This window comes from Providencia sp. PROV175 (assembly GCF_032707045.1).
In the GTDB taxonomy this organism is placed as follows: domain Bacteria; phylum Pseudomonadota; class Gammaproteobacteria; order Enterobacterales; family Enterobacteriaceae; genus Providencia; species Providencia hangzhouensis.
Window position 1 is genome coordinate 1,507,480 of the sequence record NZ_CP120533.1, and the last position, 12,294, is coordinate 1,519,773.

Below are 12,294 nucleotides of genomic sequence, written 5' to 3' on the forward strand. Positions count from 1 at the left end.
CAAATAGCGTTTGATGGCGCTATAAACATGAGATAAATTCCGCTATACTAAGCGGTTTGTGAATAAAAAATTATTTTTGACTAACCATAAGATATTGAAAAATGACGTTTGAAATAAACCCAGTAAAAAATAAGATTCAGGACCTGTCTGAACGGACAGTGGTTCTGAGGGGGTATCTTTGACTATGATGCCAAGAAAGAACGCTTAGAAGAAGTCAATGCTGAGCTTGAACAGCCTGATGTGTGGAATGAACCCGAAAGAGCGCAAGCCCTTGGTAAAGAACGCTCATCTCTTGAAGCAATTGTTGAAACGATTGACCAGATGACGCAAGGCCTTGAAGATGTTGAAGGTTTATTAGAGCTTGCGGTTGAAGCTGATGACGAAGACACATTCAATGAAGCTGAAGCTGAACTAGAGCAATTAGAAGGCAAATTAGAGCAACTTGAATTTCGTCGTATGTTCTCTGGCGAATACGATAGTGCAGATTGCTACATTGATTTACAAGCGGGTTCTGGCGGTACTGAAGCGCAAGATTGGGCAAGTATGTTATTGCGTATGTACTTGCGTTGGGCCGAGTCAAAGGGCTTTAAAACCGAGATTATCGAAGAGTCTGATGGTGATGTTGCTGGGCTAAAATCGGCAACAGTCAAAATTATTGGTGACTATGCCTACGGGTGGTTAAGAACGGAAACTGGTGTTCACCGTTTGGTTCGTAAGAGTCCGTTTGACTCAGGAGGGCGTCGCCATACTTCTTTTAGTTCTGCGTTTATTTATCCTGAAGTTGATGATGATATTGATATCGAAATCAATCCAGCGGATTTGCGTATTGATGTATACCGTGCATCTGGTGCGGGTGGTCAGCACGTAAACAAAACGGAATCAGCGGTACGTATCACACATATTCCAACCAATATTGTGACGCAATGCCAGAATGACCGTTCGCAGCATAAAAATAAAGACCAAGCTATGCGCCAGTTAAAAGCGAAGCTATACGAACTGGAAATGCAAAAGAAAAATGCAGACAAGCAAGCGATGGAAGAGAACAAATCTGATATTGGCTGGGGAAGCCAGATTCGTTCTTATGTCCTTGATGATGCAAGAATTAAAGATTTACGTACTGGTGTGGAAACGCGTAACACGCAAGCCGTACTGGATGGTGATTTGGATAAATTCATTGAAGCTAGTTTAAAAGCTGGCCTGTGAGGAAAAAATGTCTCAGGAACAACAAGGTGTTGAACAAGCACCTGATTTGAATAACGAACTTAAAGCACGTAAAGAAAAATTAGCGGCACTGCGTGAAAAGGGTATTCCATTTCCAAACGATTTTCGTCGTGAAGATATTTCCGATAAAATTCATGCGCAATATGATGATAAAACCTCAGAAGAGCTTGAAGACCTAAATATTGAAGTGTCGATTGCTGGCCGTATGATGACTCGTCGTATTATGGGTAAAGCTTCGTTTGCAACGTTACAGGACGTTGGCGGACGCATTCAAATTTATGTATCGCGTGATGATTTAGCGGAAGGCATCTATAACGAACAGTTTAAAAAATGGGACTTAGGCGATATTTTAGGTGCTAAAGGCCGTTTATTTAAAACCAAAACGGGTGAGTTAACTGTTCATTGTCATGAAGTTCGTTTATTAACCAAAGCGTTGCGTCCATTGCCTGACAAATTCCACGGTTTATCAGACCAAGAAACACGTTATCGTCAGCGTTACCTTGACTTAATTGCGAATGATGAATCTCGTCATACTTTTATTGTTCGTTCTAAGATCCTAGCTGAAGTACGTAACTTTATGGTTAGCTACGGTTTTATGGAAGTGGAAACACCAATGATGCAGGTCATCCCTGGTGGTGCTTCTGCGCGTCCATTTGTGACTCACCATAATGCATTAGATATCGATATGTACTTACGTATCGCACCTGAATTATACCTGAAACGCTTAGTTGTAGGTGGTTTCGAACGCGTATTTGAAATCAACCGTAACTTCCGTAATGAGGGGTTATCCCCACGTCATAATCCAGAGTTCACAATGATGGAACTCTATATGGCTTATGCTGATTACCGTGATCTAATCGCATTGACAGAAGATTTGTTCCGTACACTGACACAAAAAGTGTTAGGTAATACTGTTGTTCAGTATGGTGAACAAGAGTTCGATTTTGGTAAGCCATTTACTAAAATGACGATGAAAGAAGCTATTTGCAAATATCGTCCAGAAACGAATGTTGCTGATTTGGATGATATGGATAAAGCGGTGGCAATTGCTCAGTCTATCGGTATTAAGATTGAAAAGAGCTGGGGCTTAGGCCGCGTACAGTGTGAAATCTTCGAAGAAGTTGCAGAAAGCCACTTGATTCAGCCAACATTTATTACTGAGTATCCAGCTGAAGTTTCGCCGTTAGCGCGTCGTAATGATGACAACCCATTTATTACCGACCGTTTTGAATTCTTCATTGGTGGTCGTGAAATCGGTAACGGTTTCTCGGAATTAAATGACGCAGAAGATCAAGCTGAGCGTTTTGCTGAGCAAGTACGTCAAAAAGATGAAGGTGATGACGAAGCAATGTTCTATGATGAAGACTATGTCACCGCATTAGAACATGGTTTACCGCCAACAGCAGGTTTAGGCATTGGTATTGACCGTATGGTGATGTTATTCACTAACAGCCATACTATTCGCGATGTTATTTTATTCCCCGCTTTACGTCCTAGCAAAGCTTAAATGCCATTATGCCCGGTTAATTCCGGGCATATATTTACATTTATAAGCAATCAATATTACTTTCCTCATGTTTTATTCAAATGCTTCATTTTAGGTTAAAGATAAAACACCATTTACTAGACGTTAAATGAGTAACATAGAATAAAATCACTGAATAGTGTTTTTTGAGTGATTACGGCTATGTGAACGCTATATTTTTATTAAAAATAAATTTGAGTTACGAATCGTATCAATTTAATATAAGTAATTCCGACAGATAACTGCTATGCTTTATTACGTAGTTGGAAATTATGTAGCTGAAATGCCGATAAATTCACTTTTTTATAACTAACTAATTTTGCTTGTAATTTTTAATTGCTGTTAGTTTTTGGAATTGAATTAAGCAGGTTACCTATATTTTGAATGATGGCGGTTATTGCCATGTCACAGGTTTAAAGTGTGTCAGCAGCTTGATAAATGAAAAGTAGGCGTATTTATTGTTAGTTATCATTTTATTTGTTAACAATTGTTACAGGTGGTAGAACTAAAATGAGAATTTACTTGAAAGGTATATAATTGTTAGCAAGGTTTATCGAGCAACCTAATCGTTATCTGACATAAAATAATAAAAAATTCCGGTAAAGGTGTTAATTTGTCTCTTTATAAGGACTGCTAGCGAAAATTAGCTCATAAATTTAATAGAAATGTAGCAATAAAATAATTTTAAAACTAAAGTTAAGTTAATCTAAATTTATGAGATGACTCTATTTCTACATTCGGGCTTATAGAAAATAGCTAATTTTTAGCTTACACTAAGTTTTTTGGACATCATTATAATAGCGAAGAAAAGTGCTGGTAAGGTAACCATATGTTTTTAAAAAATAAATTTCATGTTGCATTTTTGCTTATAGCAGGTACAGCTCTTCTTTCAGGTTGTACATTTGGTTCAGACACATACAATACAGCAACACCTAATACTCCAAGTAAACAAACAGTCAATACAAGTACCGCTCAGCCGGTAACACAATCGACTGTTGATACCAATCCAGGTCAGGTTGATAACTCTTATCCTGAATCTCAAAAAGTTTTAAACAGCGCAATTAACCGTACACCAGTTGCTTCTACAACTTATGGTGAAGCGGGGGCTGACCAGCAAACATTTGCTCATTTGAATACGTGTGTTAAAGAATTAAACGCGCTCAAAACACTATCACCAAAAGATTACAATCGCTTAGTAGGTTCATTTAAAGAAGTTAGCGAAATCAACCGTCTATATCGACAAGTTGAAGGGACTGCTAGCCCTGACACAATTGAACTATTACAAATGGCAATAGAGTCTAAAACTAAAGTGTTGTGTGCAAAAGTTCGTTATAACTCAGTATTGTCTACCGAATCAACATTGAAGAAAATTAGTGGATTATGAGAATAAACCTTAGGCTTTGTGTGTCACTGGCACTTGTTACGACTTTTTTTAGTCATGCTCCAAAAGCAGAGCGCTTTAACAATGTAATTGATGATTTTGATACCTACCTTCAAATGGAAAAAGAAGGCAAAGTACAAGAGCAAAAACAACAATTGCCAGTTAATACACAAAACCAAGGTTATGATATCTTTTCTTCGCTATCTACCGTTCCTGCGCCAAAAGAGAAGCAAAAATCTGCGGCAGCGAATAAAGGAACTAAAGGCAAAACTACAGGGAAAAGTAAATCTGCTGCTACATCAACGAAGAAAGCAGATGTAGCGAAAGCAGACCCTGTAGAGCCAGAAAAAACGACTTTTCCTGAAGTGTGTGCGGTGGCGACAGAGAATGGCGTAGCGCCTATTTTATTGTCGTCTTACCCTTATTTTTTTCAAAGCAACCAATGGGATCCTGCTTATCTAGCAAAAGATTTTGCAAAGTATCAATTGGTTCTTGACCCACTCGGCTTATATTCATCTAAATTTGCTAAGCCTACAGGTATTAATACCTCTGCTTATCTTGAGCAACTGGCGCAATTAATTGAACGCCAGCAATTAACACATCTATATAAGTTTGGTATTGCTCAAGGAGTAGGCCAGCTTATTGCCTATAATCATTTACTCAATGATGATCAACTCGTTTCTGAACTTATTAATCATAATAAGAGTATCGCGCAATTAACGCAGACAATTACCGAAAAACAATTTGAGATTGATAAACTAAACGACGAAGTTCTGAAGAGTAAAGAGCATATAGCCCAGCTACAGGCGGTTGTAAATTCATCAGATGATCAGTCTTTAATTGACACGTTAAAGGCTAAATTGGCGGATGCCCAAAAAACAATTGAGCAAAAGCAAAATAGTCTTGAACAATTAAGTCAAGAAAATCAGCAAACCCAAGAAACGATTGCCCAGCTTGAGAAACAATTAAATGAAAGTGTTGTCGAACAAGCCCAACTTAAACAGCAATTAGCAGAGAAAGAACAACAATTTGCTACCGCAAATTTGAAAATTGAGCAATTAACCGCTGATATTGCAAAATTGGAGTCAGAGGCTAAAAATCAACTGCAACTTGTTGGTAATACTGATGAACAAATGAAGTCAGTGACAGCTGAACTTTTACAGCAAAAAGAGTTGTTAAAACAGAAAGAAAATGAATTAGCTACGGCTAAAAGTGAAAAAGATGATGTCCAATCTTCTTTGGTCGCTCAGCAAGAGAAAAGTAAATCATTAGAGTCACAAAACCAGCAACTACAAGCCCAGTTAGTCGAAAAAGAACAATTAACGAAAAGCATTCAAGCTTCTTTGGCGGAAAAAACTGAACAAGCTGAGCAAAAAGTTGTATTAGAAAATGCCTTAAAAGTTGCCCAGGAACAGCTGAATTCATATCAAAGTACGCAAAATACGTTAGAAAAACAGTTAGCTCAAAGTGAAAAACAGCAAGCTGAGTTGCAGGCGAAACTCAACCAGCAAGAGCACGATTACGTTACGGCACAGGCGCAACTGAAACAAGCGAACGCAGATCTACAAAAGCTCCAAGGGGAGATGGAAAAACAGACCGCCTTGATGAGCCAAGCCAGCGACCAACAGATTAAAGCGCTGACGGCAGATTTAAACAAACAACTCGCTTTGTTGAAGCAAAAAGAAGACGGGTTGAAGAAAGCTGAAACGGAGAGCCAAACCACCCGTGAGGCGCTCGCCAAACAGCAAGCGGACGCAAAAGCGCTAGCGGAGAAAAACCAGCAGCTTGCTGCCGAATTGCAACAAAAAGCACAACAAGCGGAAAAAATTCAAGCGTCCTTAGCCGAGCAGACGGCGAAGGCTGCCGAGAAGGTGGCGTTAGAAGCCGAACTGGCTGAGGCGAAAAAACAGTTAACCGAGCACCAAACGGCACAAAATGCGTTGTCCAAACAGTTTGCGAACAGTGAAAAACAGCAAGCCGAGTTGCAGGCGAAACTCCGCCAACAAGAGCAAAATTACGTTACGGCACAGGCGCAACTGAAACAAGCGAACGCAGATCTACAAAAGCTCCAAGGGGAGATGGAAAAACAGACCGCCTTGATGAGCCAAGCCAGCGACCAACAGATTAAAGCGCTGACGGCAGATTTAAACAAACAATCGCTTTGTTGAAGCAAAAGAAGACGGGTTGAAGAAAGCTGAAATGGAGAGCCAAACCACCCGTGAGGCGCTCGCCAAACAGCAAGCGGAGGCAAAAGCGCTAGCGGAGAAAAACCAGCAGCTTGCTGCCGAATTGCAACAAAAAGCGCAACAAGCGGAAAAAATTCAAGCGTCCTTAGCCGAGCAGACGGCGAAGGCTGCCGAGAAGGTGGCGTTAGAAGCCGAACTGGCTGAGGCGAAAAAACAGTTAACCGAGCACCAAACGGCACAAAATGCGTTGTCCAAACAGTTTGCGAACAGTGAAAACAGCAAGCCGAGTTGCAGGCGAAACTCCGCCAACAAGAGCAAAATTACGTTACGGCACAGGCGCAACTGAAACAAGCGAACGCAGATCTACAAAAGCTCCAAGGGGAGATGGAAAAACAGACCGCCTTGATGAGCCAAGCCAGCGACCAACAGATTAAAGCGCTGACGGCAGATTTAAACAAACAACTCGCTTTGTTGAAGCAAAAAGAAGACGGGTTGAAGAAAGCTGAAACGGAGAGCCAAACCACCCGTGAGGCGCTCGCCAAACAGCAAGCGGACGCAAAAGCCTTAGCCGAGAAAAACCAGCAGCTTGCTGCCGAATTGCAACAAAAAGCACAACAAGCGGAAAAAATTCAAGCGTCCTTAGCCGAGCAGACGGCGAAGGCTGCCGAGAAGGTGGCGTTAGAAGCCGAACTGGCTGAGGCGAAAAAACAGTTAACCGAGCACCAAACGGCACAAAATGCGTTGTCCAAACAGTTTGCGAACAGTGAAAAACAGCAAGCCGAGTTGCAGGCGAAACTCCGCCAACAAGAGCAAAATTACGTTACGGCACAGGCGCAACTGAAACAAGCGAACGCAGATCTACAAAAGCTCCAAGGGGAGATGGAAAAACAGACCGCCTTGATGAGCCAAGCCAGCGACCAACAGATTAAAGCGCTGACGGCAGATTTAAACAAACAACTCGCTTTGTTGAAGCAAAAAGAAGACGGGTTGAAGAAAGCTGAAATGGAGAGCCAAACCACCCGTGAGGCGCTCGCCAAACAGCAAGCGGAGGCAAAAGCGCTAGCGGAGAAAAACCAGCAGCTTGCTGCCGAATTGCAACAAAAAGCGCAACAAGCGGAAAAAATTCAAGCGTCCTTAGCCGAGCAGACGGCGAAGGCTGCCGAGAAGGTGGCGTTAGAAGCTGAACTGGCTGAGGCGAAAAAACAGTTAACCGAGCACCAAACGGCACAAAATGCGTTGTCCAAACAGTTTGCGAACAGTGAAAAACAGCAAGCCGAGTTGCAGGCGAAACTCCGCCAACAAGAGCAAAATTACGTTACGGCACAGGCGCAACTGAAACAAGCGAACACGGATTTGCAGAAGCTGAAGAATGAAGTTGAAACAAAAACAGCTTTAATGAATCAAGCCAGCGACCAACAGATTAAAGCGCTGACGGCAGATTTAAACAAACAACTCGCTTTGCTGAAGCAAAAAGAAGACGGGTTGAAGAAAGCTGAAACGGAAAGTAAAGTAACTCGTGAGGCGCTCGCCAAACAGCAAGCGGAGGCAAAAGCGCTAGCGGAGAAAAACCAGCAGCTTGCTGCCGAATTGCAACAAAAAGCGCAACAAGCGGAAAAAATTCAAGCGTCCTTAGCCGAGCAGACGGCGAAGGCTGCCGAGAAGGTGGCGTTAGAAGCTGAACTGGCTGAGGCGAAAAAACAGTTAACCGAGCACCAAACGGCACAAAATGCGTTGTCCAAACAGTTTGCGAACAGTGAAAAACAGCAAGCCGAGTTGCAGGCGAAACTCCGCCAACAAGAGCAAAATTACGTTACGGCACAGGCGCAACTGAAACAAGCGAACACGGATTTGCAGAAGCTGAAGAATGAAGTTGAAACAAAAACAGCTTTAATGAATCAAGCCAGCGACCAACAGATTAAAGCGCTGACGGCAGATTTAAACAAACAACTCGCTTTGCTGAAGCAAAAAGAAGACGGGTTGAAGAAAGCTGAAACGGAAAGTAAAGTAACTCGTGAGGCGCTCGCCAAACAGCAAGCAGATGCAAAAGCGTTAGCGGAGAAAAACCAGCAGCTTGTTACGCAACTGAAACAGAAAGCGCAGCAAGCAGATAAGATCCAAGCATCTTTAGCAGAGCAAACTGCCAAATTAGCACAAAAAATTACGTTAGAGTCTGAATTAGCAACAGCAAAAAAACAGTTGGCTGAGCAGCAAGCAGCACAGAATGTTTTATCAAAACAATATGTTGAGAGCCAAAAGCAACAGCAACAATTGCAAGAAAACTTAAAACAAAATGAACAAAATTTTGTTAATGCTCAAAAACAATTGGAACAGGCTAATGCAGAACTGCTGAAATTACAAAAAGATGTTGAAAAACAAACAGCGCTAGTAGGTCAAGCAAGTGACAAGCAAGTTAAAGCATTAACTGCGGACTTAAATAAACAAGTTACATTATTGAAAGAAAAAGAAAGCGCTATTGCCAAGTTAGAATCTGAGAAAAAATCAATTAGTGACGCTCTTGCTGCCCAAGAAAGTGAGAAGAAAAAACTTGACCAGCAAAACCAGCAATTTACTAAGCAGACTAAGGCTCAAGAAGACAAAATCAGCAAACTTGAAAGTGATATTGCGGCTAAAACAAAGAAACAGTCTGAAATTGAGCAAAAACTGACAGACACGAATAAACTTCTTGGTGATTTAAAAGCGAACTCTCAAAAAGAGTTGGCATTAGCACAAGAGAAATTGAAAAAACTACAAACGGAATTGGATTCAAGTAAATCCATTTCGAGTGATGAAGCTTTAAAATCACAAATTATGGCGTTAAATCGACAGATAACTCAATTACAAAATGAAAATGATGCATTAAAAGCAAGAGGTGGTTCGAAATCGAGTACTGGTCTGGCTGGGCGAATTCCTCCTAGCAAAGATGCAAAAGTGATTGCTGCAGAAAATGCGAAGAAAAACCAAAAAATTATTGAGCAAATTACCGCTCAAAAATACAGTAAGCTCGATAGCAATACTTACTATAAAATCATTCAAGTTGGCTCACCGATAAAAGACGTGAAAAATAAAGACGTGACTTTTATTATGAGAGAGCAATTAACTGACGGTAAGGTTACGGTGTTGTATACCGATCAAAACCCTGTCACATTACCTTATAATCAGTTACCTGCACCATTAAACTCCTTTGTCGAACGAGCAGGGGAAGGGGGAATGGTTAAAGTCTATATTAAACCTGAAGGTGGGTATGGCGTTGAAGGCATACCAGGTGAGGTACCACCAAACTCCATGTCAATTATTGATTTAAAAATAATCAAAGCGAAATAGCATAGCTTTTATTTAAGGTTATCTTAAAGGTAATTTGTCACTGAAAGGCAAATTACCTTTTTTTGTGATGTATCAATCTGAAAGAAGTATAAGAAGTATAAGAAGTATAAGGAGTATAAGAAGTATAAGAAGTATAAGAAGTGAATGTGAATATTTAAAGGAAGGATTTGATGTTTGCCTTTCTGCCAGATTATAGTGAAGATTAAACTTCTATAACTGACAGGGCATGAGTTAGAGTCTTACTGAGCGGTTAAGCTGCTATTCTTGACCGACTCGGTGTGTAGCCAAACCGTTTTCGATAAGTTTGGGTGAAGTAAGATTGACTTGAAAAGCCTGCTTCCATAGAAACCTCTACAATACTCATTGTAGTATTAATTAATAACTGGTGTGCATACATAATACGTTTTTCACTTATCCATGCGCGTGGTGACGTTGCATAAACGCTATTGAACAGTTCTTTAAATGTTGTTAATCCCATACCAAAAGTACGTGCGAACTCACTTAATTTCCACTCTTTAAGATAATTATTTTCCATAAACATTTGTAGACGTTCTATTTGGCGACTACTTAGCTGTCTAAAATTAGATAGCAATAAAGCACCTTGTTCACTGTAGCTTAGTAATAACAGTAATTCACTAACTCGGAGTGAGAAAATGACGTCAGGGTATTCGTTATTAACAAATGTATTTAAGCTTGATTTGATTTCTTCAATGAGAGGGGATGAATTAAATTTAATGATATCACAGGGTAAACCTTCATTGCGGTCTATTTCGCTTAACTCAGTGCCATGATTGGCGATGAAACTACGCAAAAAGTTATCATCCAAGGATATCCAAAGTAATTTGCAACTTGTTGTTTCAGTGAGCTGTAGTGAGTAAGCTCCCTGTTTGTGATATAAGATATCGCCTTCATTTAAAGATTGTGAGTTAGCTGGGGTTTCTAGTAACACAGAGCCTTGTTCTATAATTAAAAGCCCTTTAGTTTCTAGGTCAATAATGTTATGGGCCGCGTTACTATCAATGTTTATCTGTTTAATGAAGTGTCGATTTGGTGAGTTTATTGCTTGCATGACTATACCTTTTTAATCGTATTTAAATATAAATTCAAAATAAAATATTCAACTATTCCTATCTGGTGATATAAAGCATGGATGTTATTAGTATGATTGAAATTATATAAATCGATTAATTTTGTGTCACATTATAATTCTAAATATAAATAAATGTTTCTAAATATACTTTTTCCGAGCTATTAGTGCGAATTAATCGGTATTTTTCGTGTAATTAGTGGGGTAATTTAATTATTACACTTATAATTTTAATTAGTTTGGATTTTTAATCTGAATTGGTAAAATTAGTCGTATGTTAATATGTTATCGTTTTTTACACCTAAACCGTGTTTTTTTTCTACTTTCTTCTTACTTATCATTTTTAGCATAGTAATATAAATTTTAGCTATGCTAATGATGATTATAGATTTCGGCAAAACTATCATTTATTAATTTTGCTAATGTAATTAATGGTTATTAATCTAATTTATTTATTTTTTAAATCGATATGATTTATTTAATTTATTAAGATGTGGGGGGATTGCTATTTATTTGTGACTTGAGTCTCGTTTTTTAATTGATAGGTTTCTATGATTGCTTTAATAGGTATTTTAAATATATATTTTTATAAATAGTTCTTTAGCGTTACTACTTATTGCTCGCCATTTTTCAACATCTTTGTGCTTTATTATTTCTCCTCATGTTGTACTTTGCTTTAAATAGAGGGTTAAGCTTGAGCTATAGGCTCACTAATTATGGCTCTTGTTTCTGAGTTGCTCGCTTGTTTACTTTAGCTGGTAAATCAGGGACTGGTTTACGATCATCAAGTAAATGACGTATAGCGAGAATTGGGTGATGGATTAACATCTTCGGGCCAGCCCAGCGCATAACTAGCTTCATCTGCTCTCTCATTTTGGGTTGGTAACAATGGATTGGACATTGTTTACATGCTGGTTTTTCTTCTCCATATCGGCATTTTTCTAATCTATTAACGGCATAGGAAAATAGTTTTTGATAAAAATCAGGTGATTCTGCTGGTGCTGGATAGGCTTTCTCATAGATTTTTATCATTTTTTCAATCGTTTTAATTTCACGGTGTATGCGTTTGCCAACCATAGAAAATTCTCTATAAAAACAAAACATATATTTAATATACAATTTATAGTTGGTTTATGATAATTTTTTTGTATTTTTATTGATGGGACTCAATAAACTGGTGAGTTATTCGGCGTAATAAAAAGAGGGTAATAAAAAATACCCTCTTATATTAGTGTGAAACAACACTAGCTAACGTTAAATGATCGATAGAATATCATTATCTTTTAGGATGTTAGCCCAGTTTTTGAATTTCATTATGTGAGAAAAACAACTAATACTATTATCGTGATAACCTATTGACTCGAGAGCATTATTTTTTGCATTTCATCTTTAAGATGTAATTTTTCTTTTTTTAGCTTGGCGACATGCTCATTGTAACCAGCACCAGAAGGCCCTTCTAATTTGCTGATTTCTTTGTCGAGTTGATGATGTTTTTCATAAAGAGTTTGAAAACGGGGATGTGTAGAGATTAATTTTGAAACTAAATCTTGATCTGCTGATAACATACTACCTC

General features: G+C 39.0%; 9 protein-coding genes. 6 read left to right on the top strand and 3 right to left on the bottom strand.

The genetic code is table 11. The features are described from left to right. Positions 1-101: 101 nt before the first annotated feature. From prfB to P3L44_RS06550, 6 genes are all read left to right on the top strand, one after another. Positions 102-1,203 (top strand): peptide chain release factor 2 gene (prfB, locus tag P3L44_RS06525; RefSeq protein WP_096863166.1). Its coding sequence is split into 2 segments (ribosomal slippage): positions 102-179 and positions 181-1,203, totalling 1,101 coding nucleotides; the frame shifts between segments, so codons are not numbered across the junction. A 7-nt stretch (positions 1,204-1,210) separates the two neighbouring features. Beyond that, positions 1,211-2,728, top strand: coding sequence for a lysine--tRNA ligase (lysS, locus tag P3L44_RS06530; RefSeq protein ID WP_004261800.1), 1,518 nt, complete (start codon positions 1,211-1,213; stop codon positions 2,726-2,728). A gap of 847 nt (positions 2,729-3,575) precedes the next feature. After that, on the top strand, positions 3,576-4,130 hold the full coding sequence (locus P3L44_RS06535; protein WP_096863165.1) for a hypothetical protein: 555 nt from the start codon (positions 3,576-3,578) through the stop codon (positions 4,128-4,130). Positions 4,131-4,150: 20 nt separating this feature from the next. After that, positions 4,151-6,295 (top strand): hypothetical protein, encoded by a 2,145-nt coding sequence (locus tag P3L44_RS06540; RefSeq protein ID WP_316928269.1) that lies wholly within the window; start codon positions 4,151-4,153, stop codon positions 6,293-6,295. Between the two features lie 16 nt (positions 6,296-6,311). Continuing rightward, complete coding sequence (locus tag P3L44_RS06545; RefSeq protein WP_316928270.1) at positions 6,312-6,659, top strand: hypothetical protein; 348 nt, start codon at positions 6,312-6,314, stop codon at positions 6,657-6,659. After that, the gene (locus P3L44_RS06550) at positions 6,602-9,634 is read left to right on the top strand and encodes a hypothetical protein (RefSeq protein WP_316928271.1); all 3,033 of its coding nucleotides are present in this window, start codon (positions 6,602-6,604) and stop codon (positions 9,632-9,634) included. The genes P3L44_RS06545 and P3L44_RS06550 overlap by 58 nt, the downstream gene beginning before the upstream one ends. A 250-nt stretch (positions 9,635-9,884) precedes the next feature. On the opposite strand, the gene P3L44_RS06555 is transcribed toward P3L44_RS06550, so the two are convergent. The 3 genes from P3L44_RS06555 to P3L44_RS06565 form a co-directional block, all read right to left on the bottom strand. Beyond that, positions 9,885-10,703 carry a helix-turn-helix transcriptional regulator gene (locus P3L44_RS06555; protein ID WP_140170973.1) on the bottom strand — a complete coding sequence of 273 codons (819 nt, stop codon included), beginning with the start codon at positions 10,701-10,703 and terminating at the stop codon, positions 9,885-9,887. Between the two features lie 732 nt (positions 10,704-11,435). Continuing rightward, on the bottom strand, positions 11,436-11,798 hold the full coding sequence (locus P3L44_RS06560) for a nitrous oxide-stimulated promoter family protein (RefSeq protein ID WP_096863321.1): 363 nt from the start codon (positions 11,796-11,798) through the stop codon (positions 11,436-11,438). A 275-nt stretch (positions 11,799-12,073) separates the two neighbouring features. Next, positions 12,074-12,286, bottom strand: coding sequence for a DUF465 domain-containing protein (locus tag P3L44_RS06565; protein WP_004261774.1), 213 nt, complete (start codon positions 12,284-12,286; stop codon positions 12,074-12,076). Positions 12,287-12,294: the final 8 nt, after the last annotated feature.